Source organism: Micrococcus cohnii, assembly GCF_014205175.1.
Taxonomy (GTDB): Bacteria; Actinomycetota; Actinomycetes; order Actinomycetales; family Micrococcaceae; genus Micrococcus; species Micrococcus cohnii.
In genome coordinates, this window is sequence record NZ_JACHNA010000001.1 from 1,934,797 (window position 1) to 1,951,213 (window position 16,417).

The 16,417-nt window shown below is 71.6% G+C and carries 11 protein-coding genes; 6 read left to right on the forward strand and 5 right to left on the reverse strand.

Annotated elements, in window-relative coordinates; all coding sequences use genetic code 11:
- Nucleotides 1–24: 24 nt before the first annotated feature.
- Both HDA30_RS08820 and HDA30_RS08825 read right to left on the reverse strand, forming a co-directional pair.
- Nucleotides 25–1,458, reverse strand: a complete 1,434-nt coding sequence (locus HDA30_RS08820) for a M18 family aminopeptidase (protein ID WP_184241859.1) — start codon at nt 1,456–1,458, stop codon at nt 25–27.
- Nucleotides 1,459–1,577: 119 nt separating this feature from the next.
- The gene (locus HDA30_RS08825) at nt 1,578–3,086 is read right to left on the reverse strand and encodes a glycosyltransferase family 87 protein (protein ID WP_184241861.1); all 1,509 of its coding nucleotides are present in this window, start codon (nt 3,084–3,086) and stop codon (nt 1,578–1,580) included.
- 237 nt (nt 3,087–3,323) lie between these two features.
- Between HDA30_RS08825 and HDA30_RS08830 the strand changes: the two genes are divergently transcribed.
- Nucleotides 3,324–4,409, forward strand: coding sequence for an inositol-3-phosphate synthase (locus HDA30_RS08830; RefSeq protein ID WP_158496878.1), 1,086 nt, complete (start codon nt 3,324–3,326; stop codon nt 4,407–4,409).
- Nucleotides 4,410–4,520: 111 nt separating this feature from the next.
- Here the strand turns inward: HDA30_RS08830 and HDA30_RS08835 are convergent, their stop codons facing one another.
- The 3 genes from HDA30_RS08835 to HDA30_RS08845 all read right to left on the reverse strand — a co-directional run bounded on the left by HDA30_RS08835 (nt 4,521) and on the right by HDA30_RS08845 (nt 10,146).
- Nucleotides 4,521–6,629, reverse strand: coding sequence for an acyltransferase family protein (locus tag HDA30_RS08835; RefSeq protein ID WP_184241863.1), 2,109 nt, complete (start codon nt 6,627–6,629; stop codon nt 4,521–4,523).
- 245 nt (nt 6,630–6,874) lie between these two features.
- Nucleotides 6,875–8,653 carry a formate--tetrahydrofolate ligase gene (locus HDA30_RS08840; protein WP_158496879.1) on the reverse strand — a complete coding sequence of 593 codons (1,779 nt, stop codon included), beginning with the start codon at nt 8,651–8,653 and terminating at the stop codon, nt 6,875–6,877.
- A 32-nt stretch (nt 8,654–8,685) separates the two neighbouring features.
- A complete protein-coding gene (locus tag HDA30_RS08845; protein WP_158496880.1) occupies nt 8,686–10,146 on the reverse strand; it encodes a CCA tRNA nucleotidyltransferase in 1,461 nt (486 codons plus the stop codon).
- A 95-nt stretch (nt 10,147–10,241) separates the two neighbouring features.
- Between HDA30_RS08845 and HDA30_RS08850 the strand changes: the two genes are divergently transcribed.
- The 5 genes from HDA30_RS08850 (at nt 10,242) to trxA (ending at nt 16,287) form a co-directional block, all read left to right on the forward strand.
- Nucleotides 10,242–10,835 carry an NUDIX hydrolase gene (locus HDA30_RS08850; protein WP_184241865.1) on the forward strand — a complete coding sequence of 198 codons (594 nt, stop codon included), beginning with the start codon at nt 10,242–10,244 and terminating at the stop codon, nt 10,833–10,835.
- Between the two features lie 32 nt (nt 10,836–10,867).
- Nucleotides 10,868–12,691 carry a murein biosynthesis integral membrane protein MurJ gene (gene murJ / locus HDA30_RS08855; RefSeq protein WP_158496882.1) on the forward strand — a complete coding sequence of 608 codons (1,824 nt, stop codon included), beginning with the start codon at nt 10,868–10,870 and terminating at the stop codon, nt 12,689–12,691.
- Between the two features lie 152 nt (nt 12,692–12,843).
- The gene (locus tag HDA30_RS08860; protein WP_158496883.1) at nt 12,844–14,733 is read left to right on the forward strand and encodes a discoidin/SUN/FTP domain-containing protein; all 1,890 of its coding nucleotides are present in this window, start codon (nt 12,844–12,846) and stop codon (nt 14,731–14,733) included.
- 106 nt (nt 14,734–14,839) lie between these two features.
- Nucleotides 14,840–15,841 (forward strand): thioredoxin-disulfide reductase, encoded by a 1,002-nt coding sequence (gene trxB / locus HDA30_RS08865; protein WP_184241867.1) that lies wholly within the window; start codon nt 14,840–14,842, stop codon nt 15,839–15,841.
- 122 nt (nt 15,842–15,963) lie between these two features.
- Nucleotides 15,964–16,287 (forward strand): thioredoxin, encoded by a 324-nt coding sequence (trxA, locus tag HDA30_RS08870; RefSeq protein ID WP_158496885.1) that lies wholly within the window; start codon nt 15,964–15,966, stop codon nt 16,285–16,287.
- Nucleotides 16,288–16,417 lie beyond the last annotated feature (130 nt).

The window sequence follows — 16,417 nt, forward strand, 5'->3', positions numbered from 1 at the left end:
CCGAGCACCCCCGCACCGGGCCCCTCACACCCCGCTGAAGAACACCTCGGCCACGTCGCACAGGCTCGCCACGTCCTGCACCCCGCACATCTCCCGGGCCGAGTGCATCGAGAGCAGCCCGAGCCCCACGTCGACGGTCCTGATGCCCAGTCGCGTCGCCGAGATCGGCCCGATCGTCGAGCCGCAGGGCACGTCGTTGTTCGAGACGAACTCCTGGAACGGCGCCCCGGCCACCCCGCACCAGCGGGCAAAGGCGGCCGCGCCGGCGGCATCGGTCGCATAGCGCTGGTTCGCGTTGATCTTCAGCAGCGGCCCGTGATTCACGCGCGGGTGGTTCACGGGGTCATGCCGCTCGGTGTAGTTCGGGTGCACCAGATGCCCGGCGTCGGAGGACAGCAGCCACGAGCCCTGCACCGCCCGCGCCCGGGCCTGCCCGTCCACGCCCAGCGCCTCGAGCACCCGGCCCATCGTCTCCTCGAGGATCGGGCCGGCCGCCCCCGAGCGGGACGCCGAGCCCAGCTCCTCGTGGTCGAACGCGGCCAGCATGGGGATGACCGGCGCGCCCGTCGCCTCGCCCGCGACGCCGTCCGCCACGGTTCCGGCGAACCGGTCGACGCCGTGCTCATGGGCCAGCCGTTCCAGCGCCACGAGCCCGGCGTGCACCGAGCTGAGGTTGTCGAGCCGGCCCGAGGCGAAGAACTCGGCGTCGAGCCCGAACAGCCCCGGCTCCTGGGCGTCGGCAACCATCACGTCGTGCCCGCGGATCGCCCCGCGCTCGACCCCGGCCGACTGCGCGAGCGCGTCAAGCACGTCGCCGCGCACCCGCGCCGCGGTCTCCTGCGCGCTCTCGCCCTCACGGGCGGCCTCCTCGAGCTCGGTCTGCGCGCCGACGACGGGCATCGTGTGCTTCTGCCGCTGCAGGGTCAGGCCATCGTTCACCTCGCGGTCCAGGTGGATCGCCAGCTGCGGAATCCGCCCGACCGGGCCCGTGGCGGCGAGCACCTGGCGGCCGTCGTCGAGCACGAGCCGACCCGCGAAACGCAGCTCGCGGTCCAGCCACGAGTTCAGCAGCGGGCCGCCGTAGACCTCGACGCCCGCCTGCACCCAGCCGTCGGTGTTGATCGCCGCGGAGTTCGGCTTGAGCTTGAATCCCGGCGAGTCGGTGTGGGCGCCCAGCACCCGGAACACCGGCACCGCACCGGAGCTCTCCGGCGCGTCCGCGCCTGCCGTCCCGGCCGGCACGATCCACGCCAACGCCGCGCCGTCGCGGACGATCACGTAGCCGCCGGGCACCGCCGGAACGTCCTCCGCCTCGCTCAGCCGGGTGAAGCCGACGGCCTCGAGCCGCCGGGCCACCTCCTCGGCAGCGTGGTAGCTCGACGGGGACGCCATGACGAAGTCGGCCAGGTCCTGCAGATGCGCGGGCATACCGGCCCGCCCGGTCGTGGTGTGGGTCATACCTCCGACGGTACCCGCTCGGAGCTACGCTGAGGCCACCTCGAGCAGAAAGGAGCCGCCCATGATGGAGGCCGTGGTCATCGGGGTGATCCTCATGGCGCTGTGGACCCTGATCGGCGTCATGATCGTGCGCGTCGGGTTCCGGACAGACCGCTCGGCAGATCCGAGGGAATCCGGTCCGCCGCCCGCCGAGGACGACGTCCCGCACCGCGCGCATACGCCCCCGCGAGCGGGTCGTCGCCCCCCGCGCTGATCCGCACCGGGTCCAGGTGCGGCCGCACCATCTCCACGACGACCCGCCCGCACAGCCACAGCACCGCGAGCATGTGCGCGAGCACGGCCGCCACATACGTCTCGTCGCTGATCGAGTGCTGGGGCGCGGAGCCCGACGCCCCGCGCGCCAGGTACATCCACACGGCGAAGAAGTGCAGGGCCTCGACGAGCATCCACGCCCAGACGTCCTTCCAGCGGGGCACCGCGAGCGCGGCCAACGGGATCAGCCACAGCACGAACTGCGGGGAGTACACCTTGTTCGTCAGCACGAAGCCCGCGACGATCAAGAACGCCAGCTGGGCCAGGCGCGGGGTCCGCCGCACGGCCAGGCCGAGCACAAACACGCCGAGGCACCACAGGACGAACAGGGACAAAGCCAGCAGGGAGAGCGAGCCGGCCTCGATCTTCGGCAGGCCCAGCTCCTCGTGCATCAGGTTCCAGGAGTGCCACAGGCTCGACAGGCCCGGACCGCGCTCGGCCGAGAAGGTGAAGAACACGCTCCACGCCTCCGGGTTCGTCAACATCAGCGGCAGGTTGACGGCGAGCCACGCCCCGAGGGCACCGACACTCGCCCGCACGAACGGCCCGGCCCGGCGGCGCCGGACCGCCAGTACGAGCAGCGCGCCGAGCAGCAGGACGGGGTAGATCTTCATCGCCGCGCCGAGCCCGAGCAGCACACCCGCCCGGCCCGGCGCGCCGCGCGACCACACGTACATGCCCCAGGCGGTCAGGGCGACGGCCCACATGTCCCAGTTGATCGTGCCGGCCAGGATCATGCCGGGGCCGATCGCGACCATCAGCCCGTCGTGCCACCGGCGGCCAGCCATGCGCACCGTCAGCAGGGCGGTCGCGGCCCACAGGCCGAGGACGAACACGAGGTTCACGAGCCAGAACGTCAGCGGGCCCTCATGCTCGACCGCGCCGAAGCCGAGGTCGGGCAGCCACTGGGTGATCTGAGCGGCCACCGATGCGACCAGGCTCATGAGCACGGGGTACTCGAACGTGGAGTCCGCCGCGAACGGCGCCCACGGATTCGCCGCGAACCCGCGCGCTCCGTAGAGGGCGGCCCAGTCGGAGTAGCAGCCGGCGTAGTAGACGTTCGGTGCACCCCAGCCGGCGGACAGGCACGGAGCCTTCTGCAGGACGGTGATGACGGCGCCGAGGCCGACCAGCAGGGCCGTGAGCGTGACGGGGCTCGCCCACGCACCAACGCGGTGCATCTCGTTCGTCGCGAGGCCGCCGGGCACCTCGTGCGCGCCGACGCGCAGGCCGGTCTCGCGCGCCCCCGTGCGGGGGGACGACCGCCGTCGACCGGCCCGGTCGTCCTGTCTGCCCTCGGCGAAGTCTGCGCGCATGCGCCCCAGTGTAGGGAGCTGCGCCACGTCGACGGTCCGGCGGGCAGGCGACGACGGCGTAAACTTGACCTCAGCTGACAGCATTCCAGCTCAACCCCCGGGAACGGACCGCAGCGACCGTGCGCCCGCACCGTCGCTCGACTGCGCGCGCCGCCGTCGTCCGACCGCGCCGCACACGGCCCGTCGTGCGCCGCACGCGCCGCTGCCCGGCCGGAACAGTCGAGGAGAGAACGAGACTTGGCAAACAACCCCATCCGCGTCGCCATCGCCGGCGTCGGCAACTGCGCCACCTCCCTGATCCAGGGCGTCGAGTACTACAAGGACGCCAAGGACACGGACTCGGTGCCGGGCCTGATGCACGTGCGCTTCGGCGACTACCACGTGAGCGATCTGCAGTTCGCGGCGGCCTTCGACGTCGACGCGAAGAAGGTCGGCCTGGACCTGTCCGAGGCGATCACCGCGTCGGAGAACAACACGATCACGATCTCCGAGGTGCCCCACGCCGACGTCACCGTCCAGCGCGGACCGACCCTGGACGGCCTGGGCAAGTACTACATGGAGACCATCGAGGAGTCGACGGCCGAGCCGGTCGACGTCGCGCAGGTGCTGCGCGACCGCGAGATCGACGTGCTGGTCTGCTACCTGCCGGTCGGCTCGCAGAAGGCCACCGAGTTCTACGCGCAGGCCGCGATCGACGCGGGCGTCGCGTTCGTCAACGCCCTGCCCGTGTTCATCGCGGGCACGCAGGAGTGGGCGGACAAGTTCACCGAGGCCGGTGTGCCGATCGTCGGCGACGACATCAAGTCCCAGATCGGCGCGACGATCACCCATCGCGTGATGGCGAAGCTGTTCGAGGACCGCGGCGTCACCCTGGACCGCACGTACCAGCTGAACGTCGGCGGCAACATGGACTTCAAGAACATGCTCGAGCGCGAGCGCCTGGAGTCGAAGAAGATCTCGAAGACGCAGGCGGTTACCTCGAACACCTCCGCCCAGCTGGGCGCGGACGACGTGCACATCGGCCCGTCGGACTACGTCTCGTGGCTCGACGACCGCAAGTGGGCCTTTGTGCGTCTCGAGGGCCGCAACTTCGGCGACGCCCCGGTCTCGCTCGAGTACAAGCTCGAGGTGTGGGACTCGCCGAACTCGGCCGGCGTGATTATCGACGCGGTGCGGGCCGCGAAGATCGCCCTGGACCGCGGGATCGGCGGCCCGATCCTCTCGGCCTCGTCGTACTTCATGAAGTCCCCGCCGGTGCAGCACCGCGACGAGGAGGCCCACGAGCTCGTGGAAGCCTTCATCCGCGGCGAGATCGAGCGCTGATCCGGCCCCGGACCGGCACCGGCGGACCCGGCCCGCCCGTCACCACAGGCCCCGACGACCACGCGGTCGTCGGGGCCTGTGGCGTTCATCGGGGCGAGGCGGCCCGGGCAGTCACTCGACGCCGAGCCGTTCCTCGATCGTCACGCGGACCAGCTGCGCGAAGATCTTCTGACCGTTGCCGCGCGGATGCACCTTGTCCGGGGCGAACTCGTCCACGTACTGGGCCGCGTCGTCCCAGTCCGCGACCACGACCTGATCGGGATGCTCTGCGGCCACCTTCCGCATCTGCTCCTGAACCTGCGGAATCCACTCGGTCGGCCCGTGGGGCAGCACGACGACGAGCAGCCGATCCTCGCCGAGGGTCTCCAGAATCCGATCCCAGTCCTCGTCGCGCGTCGCGCCGTTCGCGCCGAGGGCGATGACGGTGACGTGACGCAGCTGGTCCTTCTTCTCGAGCTCCTCGAGCTGAGTGGCGGCGTCGCGCAGCTGGTGTCCGACCTCGGCCTCCATGTGCAGGCCCGGCAGCTGCTCGAGCAGGGCGGGAGCGGCGGACAGGGCCACCGAGTCGCCGACGAGGGTGACCTGTTCGCCCAGGGTCGAGGCCGGCAGGGTCGTCGTGAGCTCCTCCTTGCTGAAGGTGGGCGTGACGATCGACTCATCGCCGGTGCCCTGCTCGGTGGCCTGGGCGGCCGCGCCGCTCGGTTCGGCGGGGGCGGCCGCATCGGAGCCCTGCGCGCCGGAGGAGCCGGAGGACGACTCCGGGTCAGCGGCGTCGGCGCGCGGGGTGGCCTGGGTCGACTGCTCCGCCTGGGCCTGGCGCAGCGCGTCCTCGGCGGCGGCGATCTCCTGCTGCAGTTTCGTCTCGGACGGCGAGCGCAGCAGCGCCGCACCGGCGGCGACCGGCACGATGACCAGCAGCAGGGCGCCGACGGCGACGGCCGCCTTGCCCGCGCCGGTGGACCAGGCCCGGCGCACGGCCCGTCCCCAGTCCGAGAACGCCTCGCGGAAGCCGCGGTGCAGGATCGGTTCCTCGATCCACCGGGAGCTGGCCTCGGCGATCAGCGCGGTCAGCACGAGCACACCGCCGGCGGCGAGCGGCTCGACCCACTCCGCCGCGTCGTTGGGCACGAGCACCCGCATGATCACCAGCAGCGGCCAGTGCCACAGGTAAGCGGCATAGGAGCGACGGCCCCACCAGCCGAGGACCCGGCCGGACATGGCTCGGGAGAAGGCGTCCTGCCGGTCGCCCTGGACCACGTGGAACACCAGGCCCGCCACGAGCGCCGAGAGGCCCGCGAGCACGCCGAGGTACACGTAGGGGGCCGTGCCGTCGACGACGAAGAACGAGGCCACCAGGACGGCGAACGCGGCCCACACCAGCAGTGTGCGCAGGGGGCCGCTGCGCGGAGCGGTGAGCGTGCCGGTCGTGCCCGCGGCGGCGGCCGGCGGGTGGGCCGGGTGCACGACGTGGGCCAGCCAGATCGAGACGGCCGCGCCGAACAGCAGGCCGAAGGCGTGCGTGTCCGTGCCGAAGTACATGCGCGTGGTCGGGGCCCCGGAGATCTGCCCGATCGCCATGCCCACGGCCGAGGCGACCGCCAGCAGCAGCACGAGGCCGACGCGCAGCATGTCGACGCGCCGACCGGCGGTCGCGGTGCCTCCGCGCGGCCACAGCAACAGCAGCAGACCGAGGATCAGCGGGGGCCAGACGACGTAGAACTGCTCCTCGATGGCCAGGGACCAGAGGTGCTCGAACATCGGCGGGGTGGCGGCGTTGAAGTAGTCGTTGCCGTCGACGATCATCAGCCAGTTGCTGGAGTACGTGAGCGCGCCGAGCCATTCGCGCCGCAGCCCGGAGGGGAATTCGGCGAACGCGAGCCACGCGAGCGCGGTGGAGCCCACCAGGGCGACGACCAGCGCGGGCACGAGCCGCCTGATCCGGCGCATCCAGAAGCCGCCGAAGCCCACACCCTTGCCGGCGTCGATGCGACGGACCAGGCCCGTGGTGATGAGGAAGCCGGAGAGGACGAAGAACATGTCCACGCCCACGAAGCCACCCGGGAAGAGCACCGGCCACGCATGGAAGGCGAGCACGGCGAGCACGGCCACGCCGCGCAGTCCGTCGAGCGCGGGCACCCGGCCGGGTCCGGGGCTCACCCGGGTGCCACGCCGCGGGGAGCCGTTGGTGGACGGCGCCGCGGCGGGAGCGGTGCGGGTCACGGACGCCGTGCGCGCGGAGTCACGCGCCCGAGCGGGGGACGAGGGCTGAGGAGTCGACACAGTTTTCTAGAGTGACCCGTCCACGGCGCGATATCCAACCGTGACGCGAATCCGAACATTCCGATTCAGCAACAGCATGCGGATGCTGCCTCCACCATGCCGTGATTTTCCAGTCATCTCACAGGCTCAGGCCAGCAGGCCCTCGCGCGGAGCGCCGCGCCGGCCCGTCCTGAGCGGCCCTCGACTCAGAACAGACCGGTGATCGCGCCGTCCGCGTCCACGTCCATCGCGTCGGCCGCGGGCGTGGCCGGCAGGCCGGGCATCGTCATGACCGCGCCGGTGAGCGCCACGACGAACCCGGCGCCGGTGCGCACCGCCAGCTCTCGCACGGTCACCGTGAAGCCCTCGGGCGCGTTAAGCACCGTCGGGTCATCGGTGAAGGAGTACTGGGTCTTGGCCATGCACACCGGCAGCCCGTCGAGGCCACGCTCAGCGATCTGCCGCAACTGCCTACGGGCGATTGGCCCGAAATCGACGCGCGCACCCCGGTAGGTGCGGCGCACGACCGTCTCGATGCGTTCGGCGACGCTCATCCCCTCCTGCCACAGCCCGGTCACGGCCGCCGGTTCCTCGCCGCGGGCCGGCAGCGCGTCGGCCACCGCCCGGGCGAGGTCGAGGGCACCGTGGCCGCCTCCGCCCCACACATCGGCGACGGCGCAGCGCACGCCCCGCTGGGCGCAGCGGTCTGCGAGCCAGGCCAGCTCCTCGTCGGTGTCCTGCAGGAACCGGTTGACGCCGACGATCACGGGCACCCCGTAGGCGGCCATGTTCTCGACGTGCCGTTCGAGGTTGGCCACACCGACGCGCAGCGCCTCCAGGTGCTCGGCCGCGACGTCGGCCCGGTCCCGGCCGTCGCGCTCGGCGACGGCGTCCACGCCGGCCTTCACATCGGCCAGGGCCATGCCGGCCTGGAGCTTGAGCGCGCGCACGGTGGCGACGACGACCGCCGCCGCAGGCGGGAAGCCGCCGGCCACGGCGGTGATGTCCATGAACTTCTGACCGCCGAGGTCCGCGCCGAAACCGGCCTCGGTCACCACGACGTCCGCGAGGGCGCGTGCCGTTCGGGTGGCGATCACGGAGTTCGCGCCGTGGGCGATGTTCGCGAACGGGCCGCCGTGCACGAGCGCGGGGGTGCCGCCGAGGGTCTGCACGAGGTTCGGGGCGATCGCGTCCTTGAGTAGCACGGCCATGGCGCCCTGCGCGCCGTGCGGGCCGATCTGCGCGGCGGTGACGGGGTCGCCGTCGTAGGTGTGGGCCACGGTGATGCGGCCGAGGCGCTCCTTGAGGTCGGCGAGGTCCCGGGCCAGGCAGAACACGGCCATCGTCTCGGTGGCCACGGTGATCTCGAAGCCGCCCTCGCGCGGGACGCCCTGGGTGCGGCCGCCCAGGCCGGTGACGACGTGACGCAGGGTGCGGTCGTTCATGTCGAGTGCCCGCTTGAGCGTGATCGTGCGCGGGTCGATGCCGAGCTCGTTGCCGTGCTGCACGTGGTTGTCGACGAGCGCGCACAGCAGGTTGTGGGCCGAGGTGATCGCGTGGAAGTCGCCCGTGAAGTGCAGGTTGATGTTCTCCATGGGGACGACCTGGGCGTGCCCGCCGCCGGTCGCGCCGCCCTTGATGCCGAACACGGGGCCGAGGGAGGGCTCGCGCAGGGCGGCCATCGTGGTCGCGCCCGCGAAGCCCTCGGGGGCGTCATCGGAGGCCGCCAGCAGGTTCAGGCTGTCCGCCAGGCCGACGGAGACGGTCGTCTTGCCCTCGCCCGCGGGCGTCGGGCTGATGCCGGTGACGAGCACGACGTGGCCCTCACGGCGGTCACCGCCGGCGCCCGGCGCGAGCGCGTGCACATCGACCTTGGCCATATGGCGGCCGTAGGGGATCAGCAGGTCCTGGTCGATCCCGGCGCGCTCGGCGATCCGGGCGATGGGCTGCAACGGGTGGGCGGCGGCGATCTGGGCGTCGTTCATGGGCCCGATCCTGTCACCGTCACCCGCCCGGGTCAGCCCTCGTTCTCCTCCGCGCTCTCCGGCTGCTCCGCCCACCACCGCCGCAGCTCAGCCTCGGCCTCGGCCTGCTCGTGCGGGCCCTCGTCGATCCGCCACTCAAGCAGGTGCTTATAGGCCCGCCCCACCACGGGGCCGGGGCGGATCCCCAGCAACGCCATAATCTGCTGCCCGTCCAGGTCCGGGCGCAGGGCGGCCATCTGCTCGGCCTCGGAGATCTCCTCGATGCGCCGTTCGAGGTCGTCGTAGGCATGCTCGAGGCGGGCGGCCTTGCGGCGGTTGCGCGTCGTCACGTCGGAGCGGGTCAGCGCGTGCAGCCGGTTCAGCACGTCCCCGGCGTCATGCACGTACCGGCGCACCGCCGAGTCGGTCCAGCCCTGCTCCCCGTACCCGTAGAAGCGCATGTGCAGCTCGACGAGGCGGCTGACGGCCTTCGTGGAGTCGTTGTCGAACTTCAGCGCCTTCATCCGCTTGCGCACAAGCTTCGCGCCGACCACCTCGTGATGGCGGAAGCTCACCGCCCCGGACGGCTCGAACCGGCGGGTGGCCGGCTTGCCGACGTCGTGCAGCAGCGCGGCCAGGCGCAGCACGACGTCGGGGGAGGACTCCGAGTACTTCCGCTCCCAGTCCATGGCCTGCTCGAGCACCGTCAGGGAGTGCTCGTACACGTCCTTATGGCGGTGGTGCTCGTCGGTCTCCAGGCGCAGGGCCGGCAGCTCGGGCAGCACGACGTCAGCCAGACCCGTCCGCACGAGCAGGTCGAGGCCGCGGCGCGGATGCGCCCCGCCGATCAGCTTCACGAGCTCCTCGCGCACGCGCTCGGCGGAGATGATCCCGATCCGCTCGTGCATCGCGGCCATGGCCTCTTCCACCTCGTCGGCCACCTCGAAACCGAGCTGTGCGGCGAAGCGGGCGGCGCGCATCATGCGCAGCGGATCGTCGGAGAAGGAGTCCTCGGGTGTGCCGGGGGTGCGGATCACCCCGGCGGCCAGGTCGCGGACGCCGCCGTAGGGGTCCACCAGGTCCATCTGCGGCAGGCGCAGCGCCATGGCGTTGACGGTGAAGTCCCGGCGCAGCAGGTCGTCCTCGAGGCTGTCCCCGAACGCGACCGTCGGCTTGCGGCTGGACGGGTCGTACTTCTCGGCCCGGTACGTCGTCACCTCGATCTGCCAGCCGTCCTTCTGAAACCCGATGGTCCCGAAGCGGCGGCCGACGTCCCACGTCGCGTCCGCCCAGCCCGCGCCGATCCGCTCGATCGCGTCGGGGTCGGCGTCGGAGGTGAAGTCGAGGTCACCCGAGCCGCGGCCCAGGAACAGGTCGCGCACGGGGCCGCCGACCAGCGAGAGCTCATGCCCGGCCTCGGCGAACCGGCGCCCCAGTTCGACGACGACGGCGGGCAGGGCGGCGTCGGCGGGCAGGCCGGCGGGCAGCGGGACGCGTGCGGCGGAGTCAGTCATGATGACTACAAGCGTGCCAGAATCCGGGCGGCCGGCCCGTCGTGCCGTCCCCGTCACCGCCGGTCGGAGACGCCACGGACGCTAGAGTGATGGTCATGTCCAGCCCCGACCCTTCGACGTCCCGGGGGGCTCCCCTGCCCTCGGCGCTGATGGGCCGGTTCCGCCGTCGCAGCGCTGCGGTGCCGTCGCAGCCTGATCGCGTGCGGTCCGTCGCGCCCGCCGCCTCCTCCGGCCTGCCCACGGTCGAGGAGGTCTCCGCCGGCGGCATCGTGATCCGCCGCCACCAGGGTCGGCTCGAGGTCGCGATCATCGCGCGCTACAACCGAGGTGGCCGACTCGAGTGGTGCCTGCCGAAGGGCCACCCCGAGGGACGCGAGGGGCACCGCGAAGCCGCCGTGCGCGAGGTCGAAGAGGAGACCGGCATCGCCGGTGAGATCCTCGAGCCGCTCGGCTCGATCGACTACTGGTTCACCGTGCCTCGTCAGCGCGTGCACAAGACCGTTCACCACTTCCTGTTGCGCGCGATCGGCGGCGAGCTGACGATCGAGAACGACCCGGATCAGGAGGCCGTCGACGTCGAGTGGGTGTGCCTGACCCAGGTGGGCCGTCGTCTGTCCTTCGCGAACGAGCGCCGCATCGTGGACACGGCCCGCCGGATCGTGGACCAGCACTTCCCCGGCGACGCGTGAGCGCCGCCGCCATGACGAACGATGAGTGAGGCATGAGCAGCACGCACGCCCCCCGCACCAAGCACTCCGCTCCCCCCGAGTCCCCCGACGCCGAGACGACCGACTCCTCCGCCCCGGCCAAGGACGAATCCGCCGGGCACGTCCCCGCGGGCGAGAAGAACGCCGCCCGGTCGAGCGCCGTCATGGCGGCAGGCACCCTGCTCTCGCGGATCCTCGGTTTCGTCCGCGCCGCCCTGCTGACCGTGGCGATCGGCTCGACGGCCCTCGTCGCCGACGTATTCGAGTCCGCGAACACGATCCCGAACGTGATCTACATGCTCCTGGCCGGCGGCGTGTTCAACGTCGTGCTCGTGCCGCAGCTGATCAAGCACGCCAAGGACGCGGACCGCGGCGCCGACTACACCTCGAGACTCATGACGCTGGCCGTGCTCGTCATGGGCGGGTTCACGCTCGTGCTGACACTCGCCGCGGCCCCGCTGATGGCCACGCTCACGAGCGGCTGGTCCCCCGAGATGCTGACACTCGGCACGGTCTTCGCGCTGTGGACGCTGCCGCAGGTGTTCTTCTACGGGCTCTACGCCGTGGTCGGCCAGGTGCTCAACGCCAACGGCCGCTTCGGCGCCTACATGTGGGCCCCCGTGCTGAACAACGTCGTCGCCATCGCCGCGATCGTGCTCTACCTGGCCATGTTCGGCCGGTACGCCGGCGGCGACCAGATGGCCGACTGGACGACGACGCAGACCGTGATCCTGGCCGGCGGCCACACCCTGGGCATCGTCGCGCAGGCACTCATCCTGTTCCTGCCGCTGCGGGGCCTGGGCATCGGCCTGCGCCCGAAGTTCGGCTGGCGGGGCATGGGGCTGCGCGCCACCGGTCGCCTGGCCGGATTCACCCTGATCACGATGGTGATCGGCAACGTCGTGAACCTGCTGTGCTCGCGCCTGGTCACCGGCGCGACGGCGGCTCGCGCGGACGCCGGCTCCCGCGTCCCCGGCACACAGGGCTGGAGCGAGGCGATGGCCCAGGCCGCGATCCCCGGCCTGACGGCCTACAACATGGCCATGCTCATCGCGGTGCTGCCGCACTCGGTGTTCGTCGTATCGATGGCGACCGTCCTGTTCAATCGGCTGACCCGCTCGATCGACGAGGGCGACCTGGTCGAGGCCCGGCGGACGACGGGGCAGGGTCTGCGCGTGTTCAGCATCCCGCTGGTGTTCTCGACCGTCGCGATGATCGTGCTGGCCGGGCCGCTGGGCCGCGTGTTCGGCTCGTCTGCGGACACGGCGCTGGCCTCCGGGCTGGCGATCGGGCAGGTGATCCTGATCCTGGCGATCGGCCTGCCGTTCCGCTCGGCCTCGTTCTACCTGATGCGCGCCTTCTACGCCTCGGAGGACGCCAAGACGCCGATGATCATCCAGGTCACCTCCGCTCTGGGCGTGCTGGCTCTGTCCTACGGCGCGGCCGCCCTGGCACCGGCGTGGTCCTACGCGTACATCGTGGCCGCGACGGGAACGCTGTCGTTCGTCTACCAGTTCGTGTTCGCGCATGTGATGATCGTGCGCCGCTACGGCGACTACGGCTTCGCCTCGGTGGTGCGCGCGCACGCGCAGACCGGCCTGGCCGCGGCCGGCTCGGCGGTCCTCGGCTGCCTCGTGCTGTGGCTGTTGGGCGGCTACAGCGACGGTTTCGCGTGGAGCTCGATCATGACGGCGCTCATCTCCTGCGCGGTCGTGGGCCTGGTCATGGGCCTGGCCTACGTCGTGACCCTGCGGATGATGCGCATGGCCGAGCTCGACGCCTTCCTGCGTCCGCTCGCCGCGCGTGTGCCGGGCCTGGGCCGCGTCGTCGGCGCCTGATCCCGGACCGACCGGTACGCCTCGGGCCCGTCGCGGGGCTCTCGGGGCTCTGACCCCCTACGATGGTCCCCAATGCATCCCGTGGTGATGCCCGCCACCGGGGCCGCCGCCGCGTCACCGCCGTCTCGCCGTCCGCGCAGGAGAAGAACACCGTGTCACAGTCGATCGAAGTCGGGTCCGTCCTCGGGGGCCGCTACCGCGTCACCGAGCACGTCGTCACGTCGGCCGATCAGGACAGGATCTTCACCGGGCTCGACCAGGTCCTCAACCGCCGCGTGACGATCCTCGTCGCCTCGCGCGAGAACGCGACGCAGGTGGCCGCCTCCGCGCGCGAGCTGGCCATGGGAGAGCGGCATGACGAGGTTCAGGTGCTTGACCTGGGCCTCTCCGAGGGGCGCACGTACCTCATCGCGGGCGGCAATCCGGACCACGACGTGCTGCTGGGGATGGCGTACCCAGCGGACACCTACATCGAGCCGTTCCAGACCGACACCCTCGGCTCGGAGATCTTCGGCTCCTCGCGCGAGGCCGAGGCGGAGGCCCGCGACGACGACGAAGCCTACTACTCCGAGCTCGAGGAGCGGGTGCGAGCCGATCAGGACCAGAGCCGACGGCCCGGCTTCCTGAACCGCATCTCCGAGCGGCTGAGCGAACGGGTGAGCTCGGAGTCCGACGGCACCGCCGCCAAGGAGGCCTCGGCTGCCGCAGCCCTGGCCGCCGCCTCAGCCGCGGAGCAGGCACGCCGGGATGAGGAGGCCCGCGAGCTCGAGCGGCAGCGCGAGGAGGCCGAGCGAGCCGAGCGCGAGGCCCAGGAACGCGCCGAGCGCGAGGCTCGGGAGCGCGCGGAGCAGGAGCGCCGGGATCAGGAGGAACGCGAACGCCGCGAGCGCGAGGAGGCAGAGCTGCGCCGTCGCGAGGAGCAGGCCCGTCGGGAACGGGAGGAACGCGAGGCGGCAGAGCGGGAGGCCGCGCAGCGCGAGCGCGAGGAACGCGAACGCGAGGCGGCCGCACGGCGCGAACAGGAACAGCGCGAGCGGCGGGAACGGGAGGAATCCACCCGTCGCGAGGAGCCGGCCCGTGCGGAGTCCGCGGACGCACAGGACGCCCCGACGGCCCCGATCGCGACCGTTGCCGCCGGCACCGCCGGTGCGGCGGGAGCCACCGCCCTCGCCGCCGGGTCCCCAGACGATTCATCGGACACTGCTGACCCGGACGGCGCTGCCCCGGACAACGCGGCAGCGACGGGCACGGGATCCGCGGCCGCGGGCTCCAGGAGCACCGCAGCGGAGCCAGACGGGCACGAGGCCGGCTCGGCTCCGCGCGCCCGCCGCGCCCTGGGCACCGGAGGCTCGAGCACGGCGGCACCGCGACGAGGCTCATCCTCCGGCACCGGCTCATCCTGGCTCACCGGCGCGCTGCTGCTGGTCCTGTTGATCGGGATCGCCGTCGTCGGCTTCCTGCTGCTGAACCAGAATCGGCCCGCCGCCGGGGAAGCGGACTCGGGCGCCGCATCATCCGAGGGCGGCTCCACCGATCCGTCCCAGGACGACGCCGGATCCGCCGGTGGGGCGGACGCGGAGTCCGGCCCGGCCCCGTCGATCACCGGCCTCACGCGCCTGGTCCCGGACATGCCCACGCTCGAGGCCGAGAACGACCAGACCCTGCCGCAGGCCGTGGACGGCGACCCCGCCACGGCGTGGCAGAGCTACACGTACACGCGCCCGAACTTCGGCGGCTACGTCTCGGCCCTGCAGCTCGTCGCCGAGCTCGAGCAGCCCGCCGACGTCGACACCGTCACCGTGAGCTCCCAGAACAGTCAGGGCGGCGCATTCTCGGTGAGCCTCGCCTCCTCCCCGGACGGGTCCGACGCCACCGAGATCGGCACGGGCACCTTCACCGAGGGTCAGAACTCCGTGACGGTGCCCGAGGACGCCCCCGAAGGCCAGTACGTGCTGATCACGGTCACGGAGCTGCCGGAGTTGACCGGCGAGGGCGGGGAACGGCCATACGGCATGCGCCTGTCCGAGATCACCGTGGAGTGACCCGGCTCGCCCGGCCGTGGCCCACGGAATAGCCCGACGCCGGGTGCTGTTGCCCGTCGTGTAATCCGCTGGCGTTCCCGTCAGCTTCGATCCACTGGAGGACCGGATGAGCACTGCTGAGACCGCCGAGAAGGTGCACAATGTCGCGATCGTCGGCTCCGGACCGGCCGGGTACACGGCCGCCGTCTACACCGCCCGTGCCCACCTGGAGCCGGTGCTGGTCGCCGGCGCCGTGACCGCCGGCGGCGAACTGATGAACACCACCGAGGTCGAGAACTTCCCCGGCTTCCCGGAGGGCGTCATGGGTCCCGAGCTCATGGCGAACATGGAGTCCCAGGCCCGCCGCTTCGGCACCGACGTCGTGTTCGACGACGTGGTCCAGGCCGATCTGACCTCTCAGCCCAAGAGGCTGACCCTCGGCGACGGCACGGTCCTGCGTGCTCACGCCGTGATCCTCACGACCGGCTCGGCCTACCGGAAGCTCGGTGTGCCCGGTGAGGAACGCCTCTCCGGCCACGGCGTGAGCTGGTGCGCCACGTGCGATGGCTTCTTCTTCCGCGATCAGCACATCGCGGTCGTCGGTGGCGGCGACTCCGCCATGGAGGAAGCCCTGTTCCTCACGAAGTTCGCCTCGAAGGTGACCGTCCTGGTCCGCAAGGACGAGCTGCGGGCCTCGAAGATCATGGCCCAGCGTGCCCGGGAGAACGACAAGATCGAGTTCCTGTGGAACACGAAGGTCACCGAGGTGCTCGGCGAGGACGCGGTCTCCGGGCTCGCCCTCGAGGACACGGCGACCGGCGAGAGCTCGACACTGGACGTGACCGGGCTGTTCATCGCGATCGGCCACGATCCCCGCACCGACCTCGTCTCCGATCAGCTCGAACTGACCGAACACGGCACGATCCGCGTCGAGCACCCTTCCTCGCGGACCTCGCTGACCGGGGTGTTCGCCGCGGGCGACGTCACCGACCACACCTACCGGCAGGCGATCACCGCCGCCGGTTCCGGCTGTGTCGCCGCCCAGGACGTCGAGCATTTCCTGGCCGAAGCCCTCGACGTCGCCGAGGCCGCCCCCGCCGGCCCCGAGTCGGACGCGAGCCCGGCCTGAGCCGGTCCGCACCGGCGCCGCAGCGCAGCCGAGGCACCGGGTCGCCGCGGCGGCCCCGTCCACACACCTCCAGACACCGGGCGGGACCCTCGCCCGACATCACCGACAGAAGGAGATCACCCATGGCCACCATCACCGTGACCGACGCCGACTTCCAGGAGAAGGTCCTGGACTCCGAGCTGCCCGTCCTCGTGGACTTCTGGGCCGAGTGGTGCGGCCCCTGCCGCATGCTGGGCCCGGTCCTCGAGGAGCTCGCCGCCGAGCACGAGGGCAAGGTCGTCGTCGCGAAGCTCAACGTCGACGAGAACCCGGCATCCGCCGCGAAGTACGGGGTCACCTCGATCCCGTTGGTCCTGGGCTTCCAGGGCGGCGAGAAGGTCAAGGAGTCCGTGGGCGCCAAGCCGAAGCCGCAGCTGGAGCAGGAGTTCGCCGACCTGCTGGCCTGAGATCCGACACCGCTGACCGTCAGCGTCCTCAGTCCTGAACAGGACCTCTGCAGAGGGACTCGAGGGCGAACCACCAGGTCAGCGCAGGAGAAACGATCATGACGTGATCTTCACTCATGACGTGACACAG